General features: G+C 57.7%; 20 protein-coding genes and 1 tRNA gene. 6 read left to right on the top strand and 15 right to left on the bottom strand.

Translation table 11 applies throughout. The annotated features are described in order from the left end of the window. Nucleotide 1 precedes the first annotated feature (1 nt). From K5Q35_RS11730 to cueR, 3 genes are all read right to left on the bottom strand, one after another. A complete protein-coding gene (locus tag K5Q35_RS11730; RefSeq protein ID WP_220799685.1) occupies nucleotides 2–1,390 on the bottom strand; it encodes a multicopper oxidase family protein in 1,389 nt (462 codons plus the stop codon). Between the two features lie 123 nt (nucleotides 1,391–1,513). Further along, nucleotides 1,514–1,678 (bottom strand): hypothetical protein, encoded by a 165-nt coding sequence (locus tag K5Q35_RS11725; protein ID WP_158308153.1) that lies wholly within the window; start codon nucleotides 1,676–1,678, stop codon nucleotides 1,514–1,516. A gap of 193 nt (nucleotides 1,679–1,871) precedes the next feature. After that, entirely contained in the window at nucleotides 1,872–2,273 is a 402-nt protein-coding gene (gene cueR, locus K5Q35_RS11720) for a Cu(I)-responsive transcriptional regulator (RefSeq protein ID WP_013962089.1), read from the bottom strand. Between the two features lie 119 nt (nucleotides 2,274–2,392). Here cueR and K5Q35_RS11715 point away from each other — a divergent pair, with 119 nt between their 5' ends. After that, nucleotides 2,393–4,930: a heavy metal translocating P-type ATPase gene (locus K5Q35_RS11715; RefSeq protein WP_374758611.1), complete on the top strand. Its 2,538-nt coding sequence runs from the start codon at nucleotides 2,393–2,395 to the stop codon at nucleotides 4,928–4,930. A 741-nt stretch (nucleotides 4,931–5,671) separates the two neighbouring features. Here K5Q35_RS11715 and K5Q35_RS11710 read toward each other — a convergent pair. Beyond that, nucleotides 5,672–5,842 carry a hypothetical protein gene (locus tag K5Q35_RS11710; protein ID WP_220799683.1) on the bottom strand — a complete coding sequence of 57 codons (171 nt, stop codon included), beginning with the start codon at nucleotides 5,840–5,842 and terminating at the stop codon, nucleotides 5,672–5,674. 559 nt (nucleotides 5,843–6,401) lie between these two features. Beyond that, complete coding sequence (locus K5Q35_RS11705; RefSeq protein ID WP_220799682.1) at nucleotides 6,402–7,325, bottom strand: LysR family transcriptional regulator; 924 nt, start codon at nucleotides 7,323–7,325, stop codon at nucleotides 6,402–6,404. Nucleotides 7,326–7,470: 145 nt separating this feature from the next. Between K5Q35_RS11705 and chvE the strand changes: the two genes are divergently transcribed. The 5 genes from chvE to K5Q35_RS11680 are packed head-to-tail and all read left to right on the top strand — an operon-like array spanning nucleotide 7,471 to nucleotide 14,027. After that, nucleotides 7,471–8,538 (top strand): multiple monosaccharide ABC transporter substrate-binding protein, encoded by a 1,068-nt coding sequence (chvE, locus tag K5Q35_RS11700; protein WP_013962094.1) that lies wholly within the window; start codon nucleotides 7,471–7,473, stop codon nucleotides 8,536–8,538. A gap of 54 nt (nucleotides 8,539–8,592) precedes the next feature. Then, a complete protein-coding gene (gene mmsA, locus K5Q35_RS11695) occupies nucleotides 8,593–10,113 on the top strand; it encodes a multiple monosaccharide ABC transporter ATP-binding protein (protein ID WP_220799681.1) in 1,521 nt (506 codons plus the stop codon). Nucleotides 10,114–10,121: 8 nt separating this feature from the next. Further along, nucleotides 10,122–11,360, top strand: coding sequence for a multiple monosaccharide ABC transporter permease (mmsB, locus tag K5Q35_RS11690; protein WP_220799680.1), 1,239 nt, complete (start codon nucleotides 10,122–10,124; stop codon nucleotides 11,358–11,360). A gap of 1 nt (nucleotide 11,361) precedes the next feature. Beyond that, a complete protein-coding gene (araD, locus tag K5Q35_RS11685; protein WP_220799679.1) occupies nucleotides 11,362–13,104 on the top strand; it encodes an L-arabinonate dehydratase in 1,743 nt (580 codons plus the stop codon). Beyond that, nucleotides 13,104–14,027, top strand: coding sequence for a Gfo/Idh/MocA family protein (locus K5Q35_RS11680; protein ID WP_220799678.1), 924 nt, complete (start codon nucleotides 13,104–13,106; stop codon nucleotides 14,025–14,027). The genes araD and K5Q35_RS11680 overlap by 1 nt, the downstream gene beginning before the upstream one ends. Before the next feature lie 329 nt (nucleotides 14,028–14,356). Here the strand turns inward: K5Q35_RS11680 and K5Q35_RS11675 are convergent. The 10 genes from K5Q35_RS11675 to K5Q35_RS11635 form a co-directional block, all read right to left on the bottom strand. Beyond that, a tRNA-Ser gene (locus K5Q35_RS11675) sits at nucleotides 14,357–14,446 on the bottom strand. A 240-nt stretch (nucleotides 14,447–14,686) separates the two neighbouring features. Next, nucleotides 14,687–15,076, bottom strand: coding sequence for a mechanosensitive ion channel family protein (locus tag K5Q35_RS22665; protein ID WP_259650528.1), 390 nt, complete (start codon nucleotides 15,074–15,076; stop codon nucleotides 14,687–14,689). Continuing rightward, a complete protein-coding gene (locus K5Q35_RS11670; protein WP_259650527.1) occupies nucleotides 15,058–17,022 on the bottom strand; it encodes a DUF3772 domain-containing protein in 1,965 nt (654 codons plus the stop codon). The genes K5Q35_RS22665 and K5Q35_RS11670 overlap by 19 nt, the downstream gene beginning before the upstream one ends. Continuing rightward, nucleotides 17,019–18,056: a cysteine synthase A gene (locus K5Q35_RS11665; protein WP_220799677.1), complete on the bottom strand. Its 1,038-nt coding sequence runs from the start codon at nucleotides 18,054–18,056 to the stop codon at nucleotides 17,019–17,021. Before K5Q35_RS11665 ends, K5Q35_RS11670 begins: the two co-directional genes overlap by 4 nt. A 136-nt stretch (nucleotides 18,057–18,192) precedes the next feature. Then, nucleotides 18,193–19,296: an NUDIX domain-containing protein gene (locus K5Q35_RS11660; protein ID WP_220799676.1), complete on the bottom strand. Its 1,104-nt coding sequence runs from the start codon at nucleotides 19,294–19,296 to the stop codon at nucleotides 18,193–18,195. A 16-nt stretch (nucleotides 19,297–19,312) separates the two neighbouring features. After that, the gene (locus K5Q35_RS11655; RefSeq protein ID WP_308443348.1) at nucleotides 19,313–19,786 is read right to left on the bottom strand and encodes a TrgA family protein; all 474 of its coding nucleotides are present in this window, start codon (nucleotides 19,784–19,786) and stop codon (nucleotides 19,313–19,315) included. Nucleotides 19,787–19,878: 92 nt separating this feature from the next. Further along, nucleotides 19,879–21,087, bottom strand: coding sequence for a cyclopropane-fatty-acyl-phospholipid synthase family protein (locus K5Q35_RS11650; protein ID WP_220799675.1), 1,209 nt, complete (start codon nucleotides 21,085–21,087; stop codon nucleotides 19,879–19,881). A 79-nt stretch (nucleotides 21,088–21,166) separates the two neighbouring features. Beyond that, nucleotides 21,167–22,585, bottom strand: coding sequence for a deoxyribodipyrimidine photo-lyase (locus tag K5Q35_RS11645; RefSeq protein ID WP_220799674.1), 1,419 nt, complete (start codon nucleotides 22,583–22,585; stop codon nucleotides 21,167–21,169). Nucleotides 22,586–22,652: 67 nt separating this feature from the next. Further along, nucleotides 22,653–23,876 carry an aminotransferase class V-fold PLP-dependent enzyme gene (locus K5Q35_RS11640; RefSeq protein WP_220799673.1) on the bottom strand — a complete coding sequence of 408 codons (1,224 nt, stop codon included), beginning with the start codon at nucleotides 23,874–23,876 and terminating at the stop codon, nucleotides 22,653–22,655. Between the two features lie 120 nt (nucleotides 23,877–23,996). Further along, complete coding sequence (locus tag K5Q35_RS11635) at nucleotides 23,997–25,670, bottom strand: BCCT family transporter (RefSeq protein ID WP_013962131.1); 1,674 nt, start codon at nucleotides 25,668–25,670, stop codon at nucleotides 23,997–23,999. Nucleotides 25,671–25,900 lie beyond the last annotated feature (230 nt).

The following is a 25,900-nucleotide window of genomic DNA, read 5'->3' as shown; positions in this document are numbered from 1 at the left end:
GTCACAGGACATGCAGCCAGGTCATCATCCCGCCCGCGGAATGCTCCAGCATATGGCAATGCAGCAGCCAATCGCCTGGATTGTCCGCGACAAACGCGATTTCCGCCGTCTCGCCCCGGTTCATCAGCAACGTATCCCGAAGCGGACCCAAAGCGCCATCGCGGCCAATCTGCCTGAAATGATGCCCGTGCAGATGAATCCCATGCTGCCAGCGGGTGTCGTTGGTCATCGCAATCCGCACCGTCTCACCACGGTTTGCCTCGATCAGGGGGGTGTCACCCATATCGGCCATGCCGTTAAACGCCCAGACCTTTCCGGCAGCGATCATCTCGCGCATCTCCATCATTTGACCGCCCATCATCGCGCCCGCCATGCCGCCCATGGCCCCGCCCTCCATCAGCAAATCAGCGCGCCGCGCGCTCTCCAGCGGGCCGAGTGCAGGCACCGGGTTTGGGGGTAAGGCATCAGGGGCGGTCATGCGGGTTTCCCGCGCAGCATGGGTGACCCGAAAAGCCGCGATGGCATAGCCGCCATCGCGCTCAAAGCTGACGAGAAAGGCTTCTTCCCCCTCACCAGCCACCACATCGACGATGATATCGGCGCGCTGTGCCGGGGCAAGGGTGAGTTCAGCCAGCGGCTGCGGAGGCTCAAGCGGCATCCCGTCCAGTGCGACCACCCAGCCCTCAAGACCGCGCGCCGCCAGCGTGAATATCCGCGCATTGGCCGTGTTGACAAGGCGCAGCCGCATCCGGGCAAGACACGGCACCGCGCGCGACCAGCCGCCATCGCCGTTCACCGTGATCCAGTTGCCGATCCGGCCCGCATGGGACCAGTCACGCATGTTACCGAACCCTTCGGCGATCTGGGCGTCATCACTCAGACGCCAATCATCCAGCAGCAGCACCTCGTCCAGATCGACCTCGGGCGCGCCTGTCGCCTCATCCACGATCAGCGCGCCATAAAGGCCACGGGCCATCTGCTCATAGGTGCGGTTATGCGGGTGATACCAATAGGTGCCCGCGTCCGGCAGCACGAAATCATACAGAAACGTCGCGCCCGGTTCCACCGCCGCTTGCGTCATGCCCGGCACCCCATCCATGGCGTTGTCGATCCGGATGCCGTGCCAGTGCACGGATGACGCTTGAGGGAGGTCGTTTTGAAACACCCTGCTGATGCGCTGTCCCTGTTGGGCACGCAGGATCGGCCCCGGCACGGTGCCGTCATAACCCCATATCCGCGTTTCCGGATATTCAGCAGGCGCAAGCCGCGCGCTGCCTGTCCGCGCACGGAGCAAGGGCGCAGTCTCAGCCCCTGCGACGCGCGGCAGTGCTGCTGCCGCTGCGGCACTTAGAACCGATTGATGAAACTGCCTGCGGGTGAACCCTGTCATGACGCGTCTCCTGATGTGTGACGTGCCGCCCCGAGGGGTGGCGAAATAGGTGGTGTCGATGCGCCGGGGCCTTTGCGCGGCGGTGACGTCACGGTGGTGAGCGTCACTGTTTTGCGCCCGCCATCACTCAACGGGCGCAAAGACGCGTGCACCAGCACCGCACCATGGTGATGCGCATCGGGCCATCTGCGCCCCGTCCGCAGGAGTGGTCCCTGACTTCTGGGCATGTTCCAAGGCCGCACCGCTTAAAAACGGTACTGCGATGGCAAGGCGCAGAGGTGATTTCATGGCTCTCTCCCTTGACAGATCCAATGCTGCACCGGCTGCTCACGGCACGCATGCATCGCTTGGCTAGTGCCGCGCGTTGCTTCCCCCTCCGGCGTCGAGTGGGCCCCGGTGCTGTCCAAGGTCACAGCCCTATCACAGCACACCGACGGGGGAGCAAAGGAAGCGGTGACAGGACATATGTCGGATGCGACCATCATGCAGTCACCACTTCACCACCAGCGAGATCGTTCAGGATCGGACAGTCGGGGCGGTCATCACCGTGACAGCGCGTGACAAGCGTTTCCAGCGTGGATTTCATCGCCTCGAGTTCTTCGATCTTTTGCGCAATGCGCTCCAGATGCCGGGCAGCAACATCCTTTACGTCGGCGCTGGCGCGATCGCGGTCTTCATAAAGCGACAGAAGGGTTCGGCATTCCTCGATTGAGAAACCGAGCGAGCGGGACCGCCCGAGAAAGGCCAGCTTGTGCCCGTCCTGCTCGCTGAAATCGCGATAACCGTTGGCCCCGCGCGCAGGGTTCACAAGGCCGATGTCTTCGTAGTATCTGATCGTCTTTGTCGGCAATCCACTGACGCGCGACACGTCTCCGATATTCATGTGCAAGGCACCTCCTGAGCATTGGTGTACGGCTTCCAGCTACTGGAGAGTCAATAGCATATTTGCCCTTGACCCTCCAGCAACTGGAAGCCCTATCTATGGGTCGAGCAGAATATTCAATGAAAAGAAGGAGACCCACAGTGAAGGCCGAGCCCGGAGCTGCGCAGTCGCTGACACTGCCCATCCAAGGCATGAGCTGCGCCTCATGCGTGGGTCGCGTTGAGCGCGCGCTTAAGGCGGTTCCCGGTGTGTCGGCAGCCAGCGTGAACCTGGCCGCTGAGCGCGCGGACGTGCGGTTTGATGATGCGGTGGATCCAAGTGCGCTGGTAAAAGCCATCGAGAACTTGGGCTATCAGGTGCCCAGCCGCGCCCTGACGCTTAGCGTTGACGGTATGAAATGCGCAAGCTGTGTGGGCGGTGTTGAGCACGCACTTCTGGCGGTGCCGGGCGTCATGGCGGCGCATGTGAACCTGGCGACAGAACGCGCGGTTGTTACCGGGGCGGCACCTGTGCAAGCTCTCATCGAAGCGGTCGCGCGCACCGGCAAGACCGCCCACGCGCTGAGCCGCGAAACGCCACCCGTCGATCAGGTCGCCAAGCGAGATGAAGAAGCCCGCAGCCTGAGAGGGCGCGTGGCTCTGGCCGCTCTGCTCACAGTGCCGGTCTTTGTGCTGGAAATGGGCAGCCATCTGGTGCCCGGCATGCACCATCTGATCATGACCAGCATCGGCATGCAGGCCAGTTGGCTGATCCAGTTCGCGCTGACCACCGCCGTGCTTTTGGGTCCGGGGCGCGGGTTTTACATTCACGGCCTGCCCGCGCTGATCAAAGGGGCACCGGACATGAACAGCCTTGTGGCAGTGGGCACGGCTGCGGCCTACCTGTTTTCCGTAATCGCCACCTTTGCGCCGGGTCTTTTGCCGGCTGGCACGGTGCACGTCTATTTCGAAGCGGCTGCGGTGATCGTAACGCTGATCCTCGTGGGGCGATGGATGGAGGCGCGGGCCAAGGGACGCACGTCGCAGGCCATCCAGCGGCTGGTACGGCTCGCCCCAAAAACGGCGCGCGTCCGCCGCGGCACCGAAACGCTGGATATAGACGTCGCGCAGGTCGTCATCGGCGATGTTATCGAGGTGCAGCCGGGGGCGCGACTGCCTGTGGACGGCGCGGTGCTGGAGGGCAGCAGCTATGTCGATGAAAGCATGATCACCGGCGAACCCGTGCCCGTCGCCAAAGCGGCGGGCGCACATGTTGTCGGCGGCACGATCAACCAAACCGGGCATTTCGTGTTCCGGGCGACAGCTGTGGGCCGCGACACGATGCTTGCCCAGATCATTCGCATGGTCGAAGACGCACAGGGCGGCAAACTGCCGATACAAGCGCTGGTGGACAAGGTGACGATGTATTTCGTCCCGGCTGTGATTGCCCTCGCGGTCCTGACTTTTGGTGTCTGGCTGCTCTTTGGCCCTGAACCTGCGCTGAGCTTTGGCTTGATCAACGCGGTGGCGGTTCTGATCATCGCCTGTCCCTGCGCCATGGGGTTGGCGACGCCGACCTCGATCATGGTTGGCACGGGGCGCGGGGCGGAGATGGGCGTTCTGTTTCGCAAGGGCGAAGCCTTGCAGGCGCTGTCGGATGTGCAGGTTGTCGGCTTTGACAAGACCGGCACATTGACCGAAGGCGCCCCCCGGATGACGGACCTGCATGTGGCAGAAGGCTTTGAGCGCAGGCAGGTGCTGGCGCGGATTGCCGCTGTGGAGGCGAAATCCGAACATCCCATCGCACGCGCCATTGTCGCGGCAGCTGACAGCGAGGGCTGCGAACTGCCTGAGGTGTCCGGGTTCCAAAGCCTCACCGGCATGGGCGTCAGCGCCCGCGCAGGTGGCACGACAGTCGAGATCGGTGCTGCGCGCTATATGGCGCAGCTTGGCCATTGCGTGGCGCAGTTTGCTGAAACGGCGGAGCGGCTGGCGGCGGATGGAAAGTCGCCATTCTACGCCGCCATCGACGGCCGTCTCGCGGCCATCATCGCCGTCTCTGATCCGATCAAGGACACCACCCCGGCAGCCATCGCCGCGCTCCATGCGCTGGGGCTGAAAGTCGCCATGATCACCGGTGACAATCAGCGCACAGCCGACGCCATCGCACGGCGGCTCGGCATTGACGAGGTCGTCGCCGACGTGCTGCCCGAAGGCAAGGTTGCGGCCATACGTGCCCTGAAATCGCGCCACGGGCGTTTGGCCTTTGTCGGCGACGGCATCAATGACGCGCCCGCACTGGCGGAGGCCGACGTGGGGCTGGCGATCGGCACCGGCACCGATGTCGCCATCGAAGCGGCGGATGTGGTGCTGATGTCAGGCGCGCTTGGCGGCGTGGTCAAGGCCATTGCATTATCGGCGGCCACGATCCGCAACATCCGGCAAAACCTGTTCTGGGCCTTTGCCTATAACACCGCGTTGTTGCCAGTCGCTGCGGGCGCGCTGTACCCGGCATTCGGCATCCTGCTGTCTCCTATGTTCGCAGCGGGAGCAATGGCTCTCAGTTCGGTTTTCGTGCTTGCCAACGCGCTCCGCCTGCGCAGATGGGCGCCACCAAACCCAGACAAAAGCACACCCGAAAGCGCACAGACGGGGCTGCGGGCAGTGCCTGTTCAATGACAATATGGCTCAATCTTGCTGGGGCGGCAGGGTTGCTCTTTCGCCCTAGGCCAAGCCCCACCCAAGGCCGACCGTAATGCCCCGAACCGTGCATGCGGTGGAGCTATCCAAAACCAAACTTGCACGGCCTGCCATGGTGCCCCTCGTAAGAGGGACGCAGACCGGCGCACGCCCGTACCAGACGGCGAGCCGCGCCCCCTGCATGATGTGCCGCGCAGTATACCCGGCACGACGCAAACAGTTCAAAAGGCAGGCACGGCGAACAGGGTTTTTTCCAATATTATCGGTATGTTGAGTACCCATTTCGTCCAAATCGAAAAAATCGGCCCACCGCGCCCCTGTTCTGGCGTTCACATCCGGGACAGGCACGCCATCAAGACAGCCAAACCCGAGATGCTGGTAGCATGGATTGCCGCGCATTTCCAATTGCACAAGAATGTGCTGGTTGGGCGGCGGTGTTCTATCTGCAACGCTCCAGCGGATCACGCGCCCATGGGGGCATCAAGCAGAGCGAGGTTCGTCGGTTTTTATCCGTCGCGGACGTGCCAGGTGATGAAGGTTCCAGGCTTGGCTGCCTGATAGTCGGCCCTTTATTCCTCGGTCATCCGGTCTGCGCCGGGCTGGATGTTTTCAGCCGTGAACGACATCCTCTTGCGCCGGCGCACGCCGCTGAACACCGCAGCCCCGACAACGGTGTTCGTGAACATCGCGATCCGATCAAAAGCCCACGCAGCCGAAGCATCAAAATTGATCGATAGTTTCTTTTCCTCTTTGGCTGCGCACCAGTTTCTGATCGGCAAGCAACATATACAGGCAGGCGGCGACTAGAACGCTGATCATAAGCAGCGCAATAATTGCCCAATCGATGACGGCAGATTGCGTGCTGTCTGTCAAAAGAACAATTGCCTGCATTCTGCCGGACACCGCGAGCGACGGTGCGCGGCTTCCATCGCGTTTGAAAGTCCGCGTGCAACCCAACCAGTCGAATTGGTTTCGCTTGCGTCGAATGTCGATTTCGGGCCCTACTCCATGGCGGTCAATATTTGCCCTGTTCACAAATCGAAAAAACCGCCTCCTAGCGCTGCGCCCGATTTGGGAGATTGGCATCAGAGGCCTTGGCGTGTCTTCGTGTTCCTTGGGACGCGCAGTCAAACCAAGGCGTCCAAGCAAGAAAATGGCAGAACATCCTCGCGCTATCCCCACGAAGAACTGCCAGCAGATTACTCTTCACCAACCAGAGGCCAAAGGTGCGGATTTCAGCCGGATCAAAAATTTGGCGGCACAAGCCTCCGCCAGCGCGCGCGTGACGGCATGTCGACGTAAGTCCCTCAGTTTCAATTTGTTTAACTAAAAAGCCTGATCGGTTAGCCTCAACCATACCCCGCCCTACTCAAGCGAGGTCACCTGACAAGAATAATTGGCTCCCTTCACCACTGCATTAAAACGACTTTGGGCAAACGTCATCCGCACCTCAGATCGCAAGTTCCTTTGTCAGAAGACGATGCAAACGATCGCAAATGGGTGACATTGCATGGCCGTTTCGCCGGATCAGGTGATACGGCGACAGTATAAGTTCTTCTTTCAACTTTATTTCTATGAGCCCATCCGGACGTGTGGACAGTAAGAGATTTGCCACTTCCGCTGTGACAGCCGCAAGGGTGTCGCTTTTCAACAAATAGCCGACGGTGAAAACAAGCGATGCAGTGTCGATTACGTCCAGTGGCGCGGATAGGTTACGATTAACGAAGGCCTGTTCAATCGCATCCCGGATTGGCATGCCAGCGCCTTGGATGATCCAAGCTTGATCGACCAGATCCTTGAACCCAAGGCCACCGTCGTTTTCCAGAGGGTGCCCGGCACGCGCCAACACGCGCACTTCTTCAACGCGACCGCGGCTGATTTCCAGTCGGTTTGAGTTTATGTGCGACGGAATGCGTGCCAGAACGATATCATAGGCATCGCGCAGCAGACCGTCCAAAAGCTCCATACTAGGTGCAACATCAATACTGACTTCAGCGAGCGGCGCTTCCTTTTTCAGGGCCTGAACTGTGGGCACCACATATCCAACGGCTGGGCCAGTTACTGCACCTATCCTGATCGTCCCCGCCTGCCCGGCTTGATAAGCGTTCAGATCAGAGACGGTCGAGCCCAACTGTCCGACAATTGCATCGGCATGACGACAGAAAACGCGGCCGATTTCAGTAGCGATCATTCCTTTTGGATTGCGAACAAACAACGTTTCTCCAACCAACCGCTCAATCTCCGCAAGCGTGCGCGATGCAGCAGGTTGCGAAATTGCCAGTTGATTGGCCGCCACAGAAAGCTGCCCTGTGTCCGCGATGGCGTGTACCAGTCGCAGATGCCGCAGGTTTAGGTTCTGGACGTCAAGTTTCACAAGCACCGCATATCAAAATTGGTATGTTAATGACCTTAGATGTAATTTGATTGTTATGCAATTTGGTTAGACTGTGATCTCCACTCGGCCAACTCAAGGCCGCTTTTGAACGGCGTTAACGCTTGACACCAATGGGAGGATATTCATGAAAACCTATGTAAAAGGGCTCTCTGCCCTTGCGATCTCGCTTGGACTACTGGCCGCTCCGGTTATTGCCCAAGACAAAGGAACAGTCGGTATCGCTATGCCGACCAAATCTTCCGCGCGGTGGATTTCAGACGGCGAGTCCATGGTCAAGCAGTTTGAAGCCGCAGGCTACGCAGTCGACCTGCAGTATGCAGAAGATGACATCCCGAACCAGCTTGCCCAGATCGAGAACATGATCACCAAAGAAGTGGACGCCTTGGTGATCGCGGCGATTGATGGTACGACATTATCAAACGCACTGGCCAATGCGGCGGCTCTGGACATTCCGGTGATTGCCTACGACCGCCTGATACGCGACAGCGGTGACGTCAATTACTACGCGACGTTTGACAACTTCAAGGTCGGCGTTCAGCAGGCAAGCTCTCTTGTTGGCGGGCTCGAACAGCGCTTTCCAGATGTTTCACCTTGGAATGTCGAACTGTTCGGCGGCTCGCCCGACGATAACAATGCCTATTTCTTTTACAATGGCGCGATGAGCGTGCTGCAGCCCTTGATCGATAGCGGCAAAATCAATGTAAGCTCTGGCCAGATGGGCATGGATACCGTCGGCACGCTGCGGTGGGATGGCGCGGTGGCGCAGGCGCGTATGGATAACCTGCTTTCGGCCCACTACACGGATGCTCAGGTCCATGGTGTTCTGTCACCCTATGACGGATTGTCCATCGGCATTCTGTCGTCCCTCAAGGGTGTCGGCTATGGCTCTGGCGGTACAGAGATGCCGATCGTTTCCGGTCAGGATGCCGAGGTTCCTTCGGTCAAATCGATCCTCGCCGGGGAGCAGTATTCGACAGTCTTCAAGGACACCCGCGAGTTGGCCCGTGTAACTGTCGGCATGGTCGAAGCCTTGCTGCAGGGTGGCGAGCCAGAAATCAACGACACCGAAACCTATGATAACGGTGTGCTGGTTGTGCCGTCTTATCTGCTTGAGCCGGTCTCCGTCGATGCAAGCAACTGGGAAGAAATTCTGATTGGGTCGGGCTATTACACGGCAGATCAGATCAAATGATACTCCCCGGGGTGCGCCGTCAGGCGCGCCCTGTTTTTTCGAGGGCTGCACCATATGACGACGCTTCTTGAAATGCGTGAAATCACGAAAACCTTCCCCGGGGTCCGCGCGCTCGAAAACGTCTCTTTTTCTGTCAAAGAGGGCGAAATTCATGCGCTCGTCGGGGAAAACGGCGCGGGCAAATCCACCTTGATGAAGGTGCTGTCCGGCGTTTATCCTCATGGGGACTATCAGGGCGAAATCGTCTATGACGGCGAAAACATGACCTTTGGCGGCATCAGTGACAGCGAACGCCACGGGATCATCATCATTCATCAGGAACTTGCGCTGATCCCCCTGCTGTCCATTGCGGAAAACATTTTCCTTGGCAATGAACGCGCCACCTCTGGCATTATATCATGGCAAGAGACGAACCGGCGTGCAGGTGACCTTCTGAAAAAGGTCGGCTTAAGCGATGCGCCACAAACGCCGGTGGACCGAATTGGTGTCGGCAAACAGCAACTTGTCGAGATCGCAAAAGCCTTATCCAAGGAGGTGCGGCTTTTGATCCTTGATGAGCCGACGGCGGCGCTCTCGGAATCTGACAGTCAGACCCTGCTCGATCTTATTCTTGAGCTGAAAGAGCAAGGCGTCACCTCCATCATCATCAGCCATAAGCTGAACGAAGTTCGTCGCGTAGCCGACACAATTACAGTGTTGCGAGACGGCGCGACCGTTGGCACCCGCGATGCACGTGCGGAAAAAATCACTGAGGATCAAATTGTGCGCGACATGGTCGGTCGCAGCATGGAAAACCGGTACCCCACCCGCGCGCGAAATGCGGGCGATGTGCTGTTCGAGGTCGAGAACTGGTCCGTTACCCACCCCGAACACGCTGAGCGGCAAGTCGTCAAAGATGTCTCTTTCAATGTTCGTGCCGGGGAAGTTGTCGGCATTGCGGGATTGATGGGCGCAGGTCGCACAGAATTGGCCATGAGCCTGTTTGGGCGAAGCTACGGGCGCAATGCAACGGGCACTGTTCGGATGAACGGTATCGAAATCAACACGTCAACCGTCATACGCGCTATCCATGAAGGGTTGGCCTACGTCACCGAGGACCGCAAGGCGCTTGGGTTGGTTCTGGATGAGACCATCCGCAAGAACATCACACTGTCAAACCTTCCGGCCGTTTCCAATACCGGCGTCCTCAACGCTCGCGCTGAGACACAGGTCGCCGAGACCTATCGCACCGCGATGAACATACGCACGCCAAGTGTGTTCCAGAAAGTTATGAACCTGTCAGGCGGCAACCAACAAAAGGTTGTTCTTTCAAAATGGTTATTTTCCGAACCACGCGTGCTCATTCTTGATGAGCCAACCCGCGGTATAGACGTCGGTGCGAAATTCGAGATCTACGGCATCATCAACGATCTGTCACAGCAAGGCAAAGGTGTTGTGATGATTTCCTCGGAGATGCCTGAACTGCTGGGCATGTGCGATCGCATTTACGTCATGAACGAAGGCGCATTCGTCGGAGAACTGTCCGCCGAAGACGCCAGCCAAGAGCGCATTATGTCGCTGATTGTAACGGATTGAGGAGCGAAATGGCGGATACATCCACAAACGAGACCGCCGGATCAGGGCCGGACACGGGAATCGTCAAATACCTTGTTGCGCACCTGCGGGAATACGGCCTTCTTTTCGCATTGATTGCGATCATGGCATTCTTCCAGATTGTCACTGGCGGTACGCTGCTAAAGCCGGTCAACATCACCAACCTGTTTTTGCAAAACAGTTATATCATCATCATGGCGCTTGGCATGTTGATCGTGATTGTGGGCGGCCATATTGATCTGTCTGTGGGATCGGTGATGGGCTTTGTCGGGGCATTGGCCGCTGTCATGATGGTCAACTATGATTTGCCTGCCATTGTGGCCATCCCGGTTTGCCTGCTGGCAGGCACGTTAATCGGTGCCGCGCAGGGGTACTGGGTCGCCTATTGGAGCATTCCGTCCTTTATTGTCACGCTTGCGGGGATGCTGGTGTTCCGTGGAGCCTCGCTTTGGCTGCTGGAAGGTCAATCGGTTGGCCCCTTCCCTTCCGGCTTTCAGCTTCTCTCAACTGGTTTTGTACCCGACCTGCTTTCTCCCTTGGGCGATGCGGTAAAGTCGGTGACCGGTGACAAGCGGGTGAACGGGCTATCAATCGCGGTGGGTTTTGTGGCCGTCATCGTGATTGTCTGGACGGGTATGCGCACGCGGGCTCAAAATAAAACCTACGGCGTCGAAGGTGAGCCGAAAGCCTTTTTCATTGCCCGCAACGTTATCGTGGGCGGTGCTATTCTGTTCTTGCTGTACAAACTGTCGACCTTCCGTGGCCTGCCAAACGTGCTTGTCACCATGGGTATCTTGACGATGATCTACGCCTTTATCACCGAACGCACGACATTGGGTCGCCGCATTTATGCGCTGGGAGGTAACGTGAAGGCGGCCAAACTCTCGGGTGTGGCAACCGAACGGCTGACGTTTCTGACTTTCGTCAACATGGGATTTCTTGCGGCACTTGCTGGCTTGATTTTTGCCGCGCGCCTGAACACCGCCACGCCAAAAGCAGGGTTCGCGCTTGAACTTGACGTCATTGCGGCTGTCTTCATTGGCGGTGCATCTATGTCCGGTGGCGTTGGCAAAATCGTCGGTGCGGTGGTCGGGGCATTCATCATGGGCGTGATGAACAACGGCATGTCCATCATGGGTATCGGGATTGACTACCAGCAGATGATCAAGGGTCTTGTGCTGCTCGCCGCCGTCATTTTCGACGTTTACAACAAACAAAAGCAGGGTTGATATGACTTTCAAACCCGCCAAATGGCCCCGCAAACTGCGTTCTCAGGAATGGTATGGCGGCACCAGCCGCGATCACATTTATCACCGTGGATGGATGAAAAATCAGGGCCATCCTCATGATCTGTTCGACGGTCGCCCTGTCATCGGCATTCTCAACACATGGTCGGAACTGACACCCTGCAACGGGCACCTTCGGGAACTGGCCGAGAAAGTAAAAGCCGGCGTTTGGGAAGCCGGCGGCTTTCCATTGGAAGTGCCCGTGTTTTCCGCCTCTGAAAATACCTATCGCCCCACGGCAATGATGTATCGCAATCTCGCAGCCATGACCGTCGAGGAGACCATGCGCGCGCAACCCATTGACGGCGTCGTTTTGATGGTGGGTTGTGACAAGACGACACCGTCACTGATTATGGGTGCAGCCTCCACCGACCTGCCCTCAATCGTGGTAACGGGAGGGCCAATGCTGAATGGATGGTTTCGGGGCGAGCGCGTCGGCGCCGGTACACACCTGTGGCGTTTCTCAGAGGCCGTGAAAGCCGGGGAAATGACGCAAGACGACTTCATCGAAGCCGAAGCCGCGGTGACGCGCTCATCCGGCACATGCAACACCATGGGCACAGCCTCGTCGATGGCGAGCATGACCGAAGCTCTTGGCATGGCTCTGTCGGGCAATGCGGCCATCCCAGCCGTGGATTCACGCCGCCGCGTGATGGCCCAAATAACAGGGCGACGGATCGTTCAGATGGTAAAGGACGATCTGAAACCTTCCGACATCATGACCCAGCAAGCTTTTGAAAATGCGATCAGGGTGAACGGTGCGATTGGCGGTTCAACAAACGCTGTTGTGCACCTGTTGGCTATGGCAGGTCGGGCTGGGGTTGAGTTGACCCTTGATGACTGGGATCGTCTTGGTCGCGATGTCCCCACCATCGTCAATCTGCAACCCTCGGGCAAATACCTGATGGAGGAGTTTTACTATGCAGGCGGTTTGCCTGTTGTCCTGAAATGCCTTGGCGAGGCCGGGAAATTGCACAAAGAAGCCCTTACTGTTTCGGGAGGTTCCATCTGGGACGAAGTCAAAGACGCCCAAAACTGGAACGAAGATGTCATTCGCCCCGTCGACCGCCCGCTTACAAAAAGCGGTGGCATCGCTGTTTTGAGGGGGAACCTCGCCCCGCTGGGCGCGGTGCTCAAACCTTCTGCGGCCACGCCTGCACTGATGACGCATACCGGGCGCGCAGTCGTGTTCGAAGACATCGACGATTATAAGGCACAGATCAACGACGATGCGTTGGATGTGGACGAAACCTGCATTCTGGTGCTGAAAATGTGCGGCCCGCGTGGCTATCCCGGCATGCCCGAGGTGGGCAATATGGGCCTGCCACCCAAGGTGCTCAAAAAAGGCATCAAAGACATGATCCGGATCTCGGATGCGCGCATGTCCGGCACCGCGTATGGCACAGTCATCCTGCATACCACGCCCGAGGCAGCACTTGGTGGGCCTTTAGCCGTCGTGCGAAACCACGACACAATCACCGTTGATGTGCCAAACCGCAGCCTGACCCTGAACATTTCGGATGCCGAGCTTGCTGCGCGAATTGAAGCTCTGAAACCTGCAGATCTCGCACCTCCGGGAGGGTATGGGCTGCTGTTTCATGATCACGTTTTAGGTGCGGACACCGGCGCGGACTTTGACTTTCTCGTCGGGTGCCGGGGCAACGACGTTCCAAAGGATAGCCACTAATGCCACATTCAATCGCTCTCGTCGGCATCGGGAAAATCGCCCGCGACCAACACATTCCCGCAATCGCGGGAAACGCTGACTTCACCCTTAGCGCGACAGCCAGCCGCAACGCAGAAGTCGGAGGCATCACCGCCTACCGCAGCCTCGCTGATCTGCTTCAGGCTGCGCCGGATATCACCTGCGTCTCGCTCGCAACGCCACCGCAAGTACGCTATGGCGACGCCCGGCGTGCGCTTGAAGCAGGACGGCACGTGATGCTCGAAAAACCACCCGGCGCAACCCTTTCGGAGGTACAGGCCCTGGAACGGCTGGCTGCTGAAAAAGGTGTCACGCTTTTCGCGACCTGGCATTCGCGCCATGCGGCCTCAGTGGCTGCAACCCGCGACTGGCTGGCGGATCGCAAAATACAGAGGCTGCACATCGACTGGAGGGAGGACGTAAGGCACTGGCATCCGGGACAAGACTGGATCTGGGAGGCAGGCGGTCTGGGCGTCTTTGATCCCGGTATCAACGCGCTCTCGGTGCTTACCGCGATCCTGCCTGAACCGGTACACTTGCAAAAAGCGACCCTTTCTTTCCCGGCAAATCGCGATACGCCTGTGGCTGTTGATCTGACATTTGAGCCGTTGGGTGGTGCGCCCATTACTGCTGCGTTCGACTGGTTGGAACAAGGTCCGCCAAAATGGAACATCCACATCGACACAGATGCCGGAAACGCGATCCTCAGCGAGGGTGGCGCGCGATTGACGATCGATGGACATGAAACATCCGCGGGTGAGGATCAGGAATATCCAGCGCTTTACGCCCGTTTTGCCGAACTAATTGCCGCAGGAACGAGGGAAGTTGACCTCTCTCCCATGACGCATGTTGCCGACGCCTTCACTCTTGGCCGCCGCGTCATAACTGCTCCTTTTGAATGGTAGAAACATGCTGAAAACACCATTTACTGCGCTTGTACCCGCGCCGGATTGACCTGAGCCGTGCAAATGGAAAATTCAATCTGAGTTCGCTCTCGCGAGCGCCACTGCTGTCGAAGCATTCAGCCATATCGCCGAACACGTTTTATTTTCACAGCCTTGTAAAAAATTCACTGGATCAGCGCAGGTAATAAGTCCGCAGAATATCAGCCGGCAGAGATGCTTTGGACCCTCGTCGCACCGGTGCCGGTGAACAGCCCCTCCCTCATAACTGTTCAAAAAAACAGAAAAATCCGGCAGCAGCCGGATCGGGAGAAACGTTTCTTTAAGGTAAATGGCGGAGCGACAGGGATTCGAACCCTGGAGACGGTCTCCCGCCTACACACTTTCCAGGCGTGCGCCTTCGACCACTCGGCCACCGCTCCGTGGGCGCGGTGTAGCCCGGCGATGATGTTCTTTGCAAGAGGCAAATTAGGGTTTGGCTTCCGGGTGTGTGATTTGTCAGTGGGTGATCCGGCACTCGGACTTTTGAAAAACCGCACAGTCTCAAGCATGCGCCTAAAAAAGTGAACTGAATTAGATCGCGGACTGAGAATACGAACACAAAAACACGCTCGAAAACCAAACCTCTTTCTGCTTTCGGGACGGCCCCGAACAAGCTGACGTCAGTCACTCTCGCTTGTATTGGTCTGCAGAACTTCCGGGTTGCGCAACCATACGTCGCGCTGCGCGAAGGGTATTTCAATGCCCTCTTCTGTAAAGCGCGCGGCAATTTCATGGTTAATGTCATTCTGGACCGAGAGTATCCAATTTACATCCCGCAGGATGGCCCTGATTTCGAAATCCAACGAGTCCGCGCCAAAGCCCATGAAAACGACGTTGGGGGGAGGATTATTCAAAACCATCGGCTGAGCGTTGGCGATCTCGCGCAAAATCCTGTCAACGCGCTTGGTGTCCGTGCCGTAAGCGACCCCGACCTTCACGATCAGGCGACCTATGGTGTTGCCGCGCGTATAGTTGGTGACTGTCCCTGCGATCAGGTCAGAGTTGGGCACACGATAACGTCCGTGCGGTCGAACGTCTCGATGCGGGTGGACCGCACGGAGATGTGTTTCACCACCCCCATTTGACCACCGACCTCGATCCAGTCTCCTTCGGAGATAGGCCGTTCAACCAGCAGGATTATTCCGGAGACAAAGTTCGACACGATGGTTTGCAGGCCAAAGCCGATCCCAACAGACAAGGCCCCCGCAACAATCGCAAAGGCAGAGAGATCAACACCCGCAACCGTAACGGCGATAAGTGCTGCCAGAAAAATCCCCACATAGCCGATACCCGAAATCAGGGCATTCTGCCCACCGATATCAAGCCGCGTTTTCGGCAGCACATTCACCCGCAACGTGCTCTGCAAAAGGCGCGTGATTGTATAGCCAAGGACAAAGACAATTGCGAAGGTCAAAAAGTCAGAAGGCGAAATCCGTGTCCCGCCAATTTCGAACCCTGCCAGAAACCTGCCCCAGAGTTCTGTCAGATCGGTGACACGCGCGCCCCAGATCAGCGCCAGCAACGGAATGCTCGTCATAACAAGGAGGAACCCGGCGAATATCGCGATCAGACTATCGCGCGCTTCCACACCCTGCCCCACAATCAGCCCGTATACATCAGCCGCAAAGCGCTGAAGCACCATCACCAGCCCAAGCACCAACAAGCTTAGAATGGTGGGGTATAGCATCGCGTTACCGGCCTCGGAATAGCCGATGGCTGCCATCACCGGGGCAAGCAGGCTGACTGCGATCAAAACGGTGCCAAAGAAACGCACGACACGCCCGACGCCCGGTTTCTGTGCGTGATCTTCGCCCTCTTCAACGTCCACAATGTCGTATTTGCGCAGCAACAGCCCGAGGAAGAACAGCACAACGCCAAAGAGGACAACAACGGGAAACGCCGTGATCGCGAGTGTTTCGGGTGCTGCCTGCTCAAGATCAAACAAGACGGCGATTACCCCGCGCGCCACGAACAGCAGCGACAGAATAAGCATGTAAAACCGACCGGCCCGCCGGCCTTCCTGCGTCAGGCAGATCAATGCGTCTTCTTCTTCTCGCGCAAACAGTCGTTCAGCGAGCCACCGAAAACCCAACAACAGAAAGCCCAGGACAGGCATCAGGGATATCAGTTTTTCGAAGGTGTCGTCGAAAACGCCAGTCAGTAGAATGGCATGGGAAAAAATATAGATGCCCGCAAGTGGTAGAAAAATCCGCAGCAAGGAGACCAGAAAGCTCCATACCCCGGACCCACGCCCGCCAAAGCGGCGCATGTAATTTACCGCAATTCCGGCCCATAAACGGCCCCTGACAATCAGGGTCAGTGAAATCGCCAGCAACAACAGCACGAGGGGCAGTTTGTTCTGGAAATTCTCCTGATTGCGCTCGTCTGTGATACTGGCGAGATCATTCGCCAGATCCCGCAGGATGCGCTCACTGTCCGCGAAAGCAATGGGCCAGGTTTTCGGATTTAACGGCGAGGGCCCCAAAGACAGCAGACGGCGTGTGTCACGCTCTCTTACGATGGCGTCGATTTCGTTGATCAGACCGTCTGCGCGACGAAACGCAACATCCGCCGCAAGAATGGGCGCTTGCAGGTCTTCGAATTGCTGATCAAGGTCCGCCCTTGTCGCCGATATCTCCGCGGATTCCTCGCCGCTTTCGGGCACGGGTCCCAGCGCGTTGATCTGGGATCGAATGGTTGCGATGCGCGCCGAATTGGCCTGTCGTGCCAGATCAAACTCGCCTCGAAACGTCGAAAGCCGTTGCCTGAGCGTTTCAAGGTCTTCTGTGCTCAGATCTTCGGCCGCATCGATGCGTTCTTCCGCCCGGGATGCTGCATCCTCCCAAAACGAATAAAGCGAGTCGTCCTCGTCGCGGACCGCCAGATCCTGTGCCTGCGCCACGGCCGCCCACATCAAAACGGTCAACGTCAGCAAAAAGGGTATGAAACGTCTCATGCGTCTTCAAATACGCCCGGAATGCTGGCAGGCGCGCGATCCAACCACGCCGGAACAGGCAGGCCCTTGCTCGCCAGAAACTCAGGATTGAAAAGTTTCGACTGATAGCGCGTGCCAAAATCGCACAGGATGGTCACAATCGTATGTCCCGGCCCCATGTCGCGCGCCATACGCATGGCCCCCGCGATATTCATTCCGGATGAGCCGCCCAGACACAGGCCCTCGTGTTCGAGCAGGTCAAAAACGATGGGCAGCGCCTCGGCGTCATGCACATTATAGCTGAAGTCAGGCGTGAACCCTTCAAGGTTCTTGGTAATCCGGATTTGCCCGATACCTTCGTTGATCGAGGACCCTTCGCTCATTTCGAGCACACCGCGCGTGTAGTAATTATAAAGCGACGCGCCATCCGGATCGACCAGACCGATCTTGACCCCCTTGGGCTTGAGCGCCTCGGACACACCCGCAAGCGTTCCCCCTGAGCCCACGGCGCAGATGAAACCATCGACCTTGCCGCCTGTCTGTTCCCAGATTTCCGGCCCTGTGCCTTCGATATGCGCCTGCCTATTGGCGGTATTGTCAAATTGGTTGGCCCAGATCACGCCTTCGTTTGTCGTGCGCGCCAGTTCATTGGCCAGTCGCTCCGAGTACCGCACAAAGTTGTTGGGGTTGCGATAGGGTGCTGCGGGCACCTGCACCAGTTCCGCACCGGCCAGCCGCAACATGTCCTTTTTCTCCTGACTTTGCGTTTCGGGAATGACGATCACGGTTTTGAAGCCCATCGACGCCCCCACAAGGGCGAGACCGATACCTGTGTTGCCCGCGGTCCCTTCCACAATCGTGCCGCCGGGTTTCAACATACCCTTTGCGATGGCATCCTTGATAATGAACAGGGCGGCGCGGTCCTTGACCGATTGCCCGGGGTTCATGAATTCGGCCTTGCCGAGGATTTCACACCCTGTTGCCTCACTTGCGGCTTTCAGCCGGATCAGCGGGGTGTTTCCGATTGCCTGCTCAAGATCGCGCGCGACACGCATCAGCCTGTCCTCTTTTTAGCCGAATTTCATTTACCTCTATCGGGGCACCCGCCCGACCTCAAGGCTTAGCAACGCGGACCTGTGATGGCGCTGTGCAAAAGAATGTGATGAACCGCCGCCATACGCCGCTTTAAATTTACGCTTTTCTGAGCCGCGCACGATGACGGTCCAGCCAATATGCAGCCATGACCAGAGGCGCATTTGCCACCAGCAGATCATCACACATCTGCATCAGCTGCTCAAAAGGCAGGATATGCGAGCGGATGTCTTCATCCTCCGCCTCTTCCCCACCCAGACCGGCCGCGCGTTCCGGCAGATCAGCAAGCCCCACATATATGTAATAAAACTCTGATGAATTGCCCGGTGAGCAATAGGTTTCAGCCACGGCAATCAGTTCGCCCATCTCAAGACCGGCCTCTTCGACCGCTTCGCGCCTTGCCGCCGCCTCGGGTGCCTCGCCGGGGTCCAGACGGCCCGCGATGGGTTCAAGTTGCCACAGCGCCCGGTCCCCCCGTGCAAGGGGGCCCATGCGCATCTGTTCCACCAGCATGACACAGTCCCGGGCCGGATCGTAGGGCAGGACCAATGCCGCATCGGGCGCGCGAAACACCGCGCGCTCCACCTGTGGCGTCATGGTCCCGTCAAAGCGCTGATGCCTGAGGTCATATTCCTCAAGCGCAAAGTAATGCGCATAGGGTCGCCGCACGGCGTCAATCTGTGTGTCACCCATCAGCGTCATGGCACCGTGACGCGACTGTTTGGCGTTGATCTGTGACCACGCCCGCGCGCGGATCATCGGGAACATCCCAGCGACCTCATGGGGCCGCTTTGAATGGAGATAGTGCATCACTTCGATTGCCGCGCGCACGCTCAACTCGCCCCAGTCCCTGATCCAATCATCGAGCGACCACGCGCCTTGCGGTGTCCACATGTCCGATTGCGGAAAATAAGCCTCGGCAGTATCACCATTCTCAAGGGTGACGGGCGCAAGAGCGTATCCAAAGGCAGCTTCGTAAAAGCCGAGCCGCGCGTGATCGTCCGGGGTGAGCCCGCTGATCACGGCCCCCTCGGCCCGCGCGCCGTCTTGCGCCATAATCGTGGGGAAAGGCCCCTCGGCGACGGCCTGAACCGTATATCCCGGCAACACAGCCGCAGCGATTGTCACGTCATTGCTGTGCCCCAATACGGCATCCAGCAGCGGTCGATGTTGAAGTGTTCCGAACAGGAAAAGGTATCTCATGCCCGACTGTTAAAGGCTATCGCCACGTGCGCCAAGCGTATTCCGTGGCAAGCCCCGCAATGATACCGCCCGCCATCAGGGAAAACAGAACCAGCGGGTCCACCATGACAAGCGCGTATTCCGCCATGAACTGAAAAATCGCCGCCATCGCGGTAAAGAAGCCGTTGTACCAATTGTCCATCGCCCGGTCGAACATCTGGTAGCTGGCGTGCAGCAGCAAACCCCAAATAACGAGGACCAACGCGCTGCTCAACCCGTTGTTGATCGCCGCAACCACACCACGACCAGCGCGTTTGCCCATCACTGTCCAGCCGCAGACAATGCCCAGTATCGCGTTGATATAGGCGAATGATCCGAAGGCCGTGCTTTCCGGCATCAGCGGCTTGATCTGCAGTGACACGACATAGGCAAGCGCGCCAATGCAAATGGCGGCGATCAATCTGGCGGCGTCGGGCATAACCAACCTCGGATACTCATGTGCGAACCTCATCTCCGGCTTTTTGCTAAGCCGAGAATGGTCCGATCATGTCACTGAAGCGTGTAAAAACTAAGGCAGAAGCGTGGCGACTTTTGCGCGCGAGATCAGGCCGGACGCTTGATCGTGATCTGCGTCACATCGCAATTTGCGGTTTCGAACGCCGCCGCACAGGACGTCAGATAGTAGTTCCACATGCGCCTGAAACGTTCATCAAAGCCCATTGCACTGACCTGATCCCACTTTTCATTAAACGTCTCGTGCCAGCGCTTGAGCGTGATCGCATAGCTCTGGCCGAACTCGACGGAGCGTTCGACCCCCATGCCCGCACGCACGACTTGATCCTTCAGCGCGCTGGGGCTGGGCAGCATGCCGCCGGGAAAGATATATTTCTGAATGAAATCGACGTCGCTGCGATAGGCTTCCCAGCGGTCATCTGCGACGGTAATGATTTGCAGCGTCGCGGATTTGCCCGGTTTCAACCGGTCCCTGACTTTACTGAAGTAGGTTGGCCAGTATTTTTCACCCACGGCTTCAAACATCTCGATGCTGGCAATGCCATCGTAGGACCCGCTTTCATCCCGATAGTCTTGCAGTTTGAAATCTACCAGATCAGAAAGTCCAGCTTTTTCAATTCGTTCCTTGGCGTACTTAAACTGCTCTTCACTGATTGTGAGGCAAGTTACCCTAAGCCCACGCTCCTTAGCGGCGTATTCCGCAAAACCGCCCCAACCACAGCCTATCTCCAGAATATGATCGCCCGGTTTAGCGCCGATTTCATCCACCATGAGCTTGTATTTTGCAGTTTGTGCTGCTTCGAGGCTTTCCTGCCCCGTTTCAAACAGCGCCGAGGAATAGGTCATGCTGTCATCGAGCCACAATCCGTAGAAATCATTTCCCAGATCATAGTGATAGCTGATGTTCTTGCGCGCTTGCGCCTTGTGATTGCGTTGCAGCCAAAACCGCAGCCGTTCGAACAATTGCACCAGTTTCTGCCCGGGATAGCCGTTGTACATGTCGTCATTGTCGCTGTTCACAAGATCCATGAAGGCCTGCAGGTCAGGCGTAGACCACCAGTCATCCATATAGGCCTCTGAAAACCCGACGTATCCCTCTCGGACCAGCCGCGCGAAAAGGTCGGTATTCTTGACCTCAAGCACAGCGATTGGGCCGGGCAAGGTTCCGCTGGCGGAAAACGTCCGTCCATCCGGCAGGATGATGTCCAGACGCCCGGCCTTGATTTTCTGAGCAACTTTAAAGCTTTGCACGAAATAGCGCGGCAAGTTTGTCTGGCCGTCTGTCGATGTCAGGATCATGAATGAGGTGCTCGTTTCTTGCCGCGTGTTAACAGATCATTAAGACAGAGTTAGGGCTGTAATCAAGCGTTTCAAACGATTAAAACCCTCTATTTTCATAGGCTTCCAAAGCACGTTTACGGCCCTCATCTGCCGCCACAACCGGGGCGGGATATTCCTGATCGCCGCTCAGACCCCATGCGCGCGGGATTGCATCATAAAACGACAGCGCGGTTTCTGAGGGCGCACGCCGCCCCTGCGCGATCCAACGCTTTACGTATTGGCGGTCCTTGTCGAACTTATCCAGCTGTGTCACGGGGTTGAACACTCTGAAATAGGGCGTCGCGTCGGGGCCAGAACCTGCAGACCACTGCCAGCCCATTGCGTTACTGGCCGGGTCCCAGTCGATCAGACAGTCCTCGAACCATTTCAATCCGATCTTCCAATCGCTCAGGAGATGTTTGGTCAGGTAACTCGCCACGATCATGCGACCCCGGTTGTGCATCCTGCCCGTCACATAAAGCTCTCGCATGGCGGCATCCACAAACTGGATACCCGTGCGCCCCTGTTGCCAGCGCATGACGGCCTCGGTCGTTTCATCCCGGTTCCAGGGGAAACTATCCCAGCCCTCTTTCCAGTTGTCCGTCAGAATGCGCGGCGTGCGGTGCATCAGGTGATAGGCAAATTCGCGCCAGACCAGTTCCTTTAGGAACGTCTCAGCGCCGGGTTTTCCCTCTTGGCGCGCGCGCAGCCCGGCGTGCCAGCATTGATGCGGGCTTATTTCTCCAAGGGCGAGGTTTTCCGACAGCCCCGATGTGCCATCGACAGCAGGCTGATCGCGGGTTGTGTCATAGCGTGCAACAATCTTGTCGATAAAAGTGCTGAGGCGCGTTTGTGCGGCGGCCTCCCCCAGCCGGACGTAGGGTGCAACCACTGCCGCGCCACGATCCATCGCAGCGCCCATGTTCCAATCGCTGAGCGCTTCACTGCTTGGCCACGCGTCGGGTGCCGGGATCTTTGCCGGTGCCGACAGGGGCGCGTCAACATCGCGGTTTTTGACCATGTTCCAGAAGGGCGTATAGACTTTGTAAAACCCGCCCGTCTTGGTTTCCACGGTCCAGGGTTCAAACATCAGGTGCCCCCCGAAGGAGCGCGCATCGATGCCGTCGTGCTTGAGTGCCGCCTTGAGTTCGGTGTCGCGTTCCACCGCAGCCGGGTCATAGAGGCGTGTCCAGAACACGGCCCTTGCCCCCGTCTCTTGAACGAGCGTTCGGACCGTTTCAATCGCCGGACCGCGCCTCAGGATCAAGCGGCTGTTGAGGCCCTCCAGCGTTTCTGACAGATGGTCGACCCCAAGACCGAGACGCCATTTGGGTGCCGCACCAAGCGTCTCAACCTGATCGTCGTGGATGAATACGGGAATGACCGGATTGCCGGATTTGACGGCAGCGTTCAATGCGGGGTGATCGCTCAGGCGCAGATCGCGCCGGAACCAGACCAAAACGGGAGATGTGCTCAAGCCGTAACCCTTCTGAATTTATTATAACTTTTACGCGCGCGATCCTGCCTTGGATCAGTCCTGCCGCTCACAACACCTTGTCCAGAGCATCAATCAGCTGCGCGACTTCCTCAGCGGTCGTGTAATGCGTGAAACTCAGGCGCAACACGCCAAGGCTGTCGTCGACCCCCATGCCCGAAAGCGCGCGGCCTGCATAGAAATCACCGCCACCCGCCATCACCCCATGGCGCGACAGTTCAGCTGCCACATCCTCGCCCGGACGCTCAAGCGCGAGGGCCACCGTTGGCGCGCGACCTGCGGCCTCCGTGGGGCCAATCAGACGCACCGAATTGCGCCCGCTCACCGCATCGAGCAAGGGCGCAAGCAACGCTTCTTCATGGGCGCGCATAAGGTCATGCACCGCGCGCCCCCGCTCTGCGGGACTGGCAGGTCCGCCGATGTGATGATCAAACAGCGCGTCAATATAATCGGCCATGCCCGCGCAGGCAGCAACCTGTGCGTGATCGGGTCCGGCGGGTGTGAACCTTTTGTATAAGGCATCGCCGTTAAATTCGTGGCCCTGATTGGGCAACAGCCCCCCAAGAACGCGGCGGATCACCATCAGACCCTGATGGGGACCATAGGTTTTATAGGCCGAAAACAGATAGATGTCCGGCCCGAGAGAGCCGACATCCACAAACCCATGCGGCGCATAAGACACCCCATCCACACAGACGAAGGCGCCTGCCGCATGGGCAAGCGCGGTAATCTCGATCACCGGGTTGATCTCTCCCACGACATTTGAGCAGTGCGGGAAACACACAAGACGCACGTTTTCATCCAGCAAGGCTTCGAGGTCCTCCGGGTCAAGATGCCCGGTGACCGGGTCCACACGCCATTCGCGGATATCGATGCCGCGTTTGGCCAAGCGCCGCCATGGCCCGGTGTTTGCCTCGTGGTCCTGATTGGTGACGACAATCGCTTCGCCCGGTTGCAGGAACTCGGCAAAGGCCTGCGCCAGCACATAGGTGTTTTGCGTCGTGGACGGACCAAAGCTCAGCTCATCGGTTTCAACACCAAGCAGAGCGGCCATGCGGCTGCGCGCTTCATCCATTTCCTCGCCTGCAAGCGTGCTGGCCACATAAGGAGCGTAGGGTTGCACCTTACGTTCCGTGTAAAATCGCGTCAGGCGGTCGATCACATGTTTGCACGTATATGACCCCCCCGCATTCTCGAAAAACGCCTGACCCTGCAAGGCGGGCACCTGAAACGCGGGGAACTGCGCGCGCACGAAATCTGAATCTAGTCTCATGATGGCAAAGTTGTCCGCGGCGCAGGGAGCGTCAAGCACCTTTCTGCATGAGAAACCGAACTCTGCACGAAAAAGGGCCGCAGCGTGAACTGCGGCCCTCTTTCACGTTGATACAGGCCTTTACTCGGCAGGCGTTGCATCCGTGTCGATGACAGCCGGAATGCCAGCTGCCTCACGGCGCCCGTCATTGTAAATCGCTTTGATCAACGAAATGCACATCAGCACCATCACGATCGAGAATGGCAATGCACCGATGACCATGGCGGTCTGAATGGCGGATGTCCCGCCCGACAGCAACAGACCTGCGACCACGAGACCCAAAGCGGCACCCCAGAAAAGGATATGAGGCCGTGCTTTTGGACCTTCGTCGCCCCCGGCGTTGATCGTGTTTACGATCAGTACCGCAGAGTCAGCAGACGTCACGAGGAACGTCATCAGCAGAACAACGATCAAAAAGGCCATGCCCCATGCCAGCGCGTCGGCAATCGGTGCGAGCATGAATTCGGTCATTGCAAAGATCTTGTCACCATTGGCGGCATCAAAAATTACACCATTCGCGCCACCGTTCAATTCAAGATCAATCGCGGTGCCGCCAGCCCATGCGAACCAGACAAAGCACATCAGCGATGGTACGATCATCGCGCCCAGCACGAATTCACGGATGCTGCGACCGCGCGAGATACGCGCAAGGAACAGTCCCACGAAGGGTGCAAATGCGATCCACCAAGCCCAGTAGAACACGGGCCACCAGCCCTGCCACTGCGCCAACAGGAAGGCTTGCGATCCCTCGACACCATCAGACTGCCAGACGTTGAAGCTCATCTGTGGCAAGGCCAGCAGATAATCAATCAGCCCAAGGAACATCGCTGACGCCCCGAACCATGTCGCTCCAAACAGGATGAAGAAGCCAAGGAGGAATATGGACAGCACCATGTTGATGTTGGACAGCCACTTGATCCCCTTGCCCACACCCGAAAGTGCTGAAAGCGTTGAAGCGCCCATGATCACAAGCAATGCGACGACAATACCAACAAAGGTGGCACCCCCTTCTGCATCGACCAGACCACCAATACCGATCCGCGTCAGACCAGCCACGAATTGCTCAACACCAAAGCCGAGCGTTTGCGCGACACCAAGAATGGTCGCAACCACGGCGACGATGTCGATCATATGGCCCAATTTGCCCGACAAAGCTTTGCCAAACAGAGGCGTCAGCGCTGACCGGATCGTCAGTGGCAATCCGCGTCGGTAGCTGAAAAACGCCAGAGACAAGCCACAAACCGCATAACAGGCCCAGGCCCCAAGACCCCAGTGCAAGAAGGACCATTTATAGGCCATCCGCACGTTGTCGGCGGCGCCACCCGTCGTAAGGCCCTGAATTGTTTCAGGATTGCTGCCGAAATGTGCGACCGGTTCGGCCACGGCCCAGGTCAACATGCCCACGCCGATACCGGCACCGAACATCATCGAAAACCACGAAAAATTTGAAAACTCAGGTTTTTCACCATCCATGCCGAGGTTCATTTTGCCCGCTGTCGGCCATAGTGCCAACCCGAGGCAGACGATGATAAAGAAAGCGACCGTCCAGATGTACCACCCCGCCGCATTCGCAAGAATAACGGTGTTGAGATCACTGAGGACCCGGCCTGACTGCGTCGGCCAGAAGATACACCAGACGACCAATACGCTGATGATGATTTTACTGGCCACCGTCACATCGACGCTGAAGCCGCGGTAAAATCCCTTGTCTGCCGTTTTGATCGGCAGATCAGAAAGTGGGGGTTTAAGAGCCATTTTTTTACTGTTCCCTGTTCGTTATTGTTTCTTAACGCTAATTGAGCTGCCCGACGGACAACGAAGAGAAACGACAGTTTTGCAGGCCAAAACGCCGCAATCAGTCATGAAGATACAAAAACCGCCCCTTATGCTCTTGGGGTCAGCATCATGATCCTGCCCATCGGTAGGCAGCAATAGTTGCACAAAAAAAGAACGGATGTCACCCGTTTAAGTCCAAAACCACTCAT

It is taken from the genome of Roseobacter sp. OBYS 0001 (assembly GCF_019654895.1).
GTDB lineage: Bacteria > Pseudomonadota > Alphaproteobacteria > Rhodobacterales > Rhodobacteraceae > Roseobacter > Roseobacter litoralis.
Note: the sequence above shows the minus strand (reverse complement) of the source record. Positions and strands in the feature narration are given on the sequence as shown.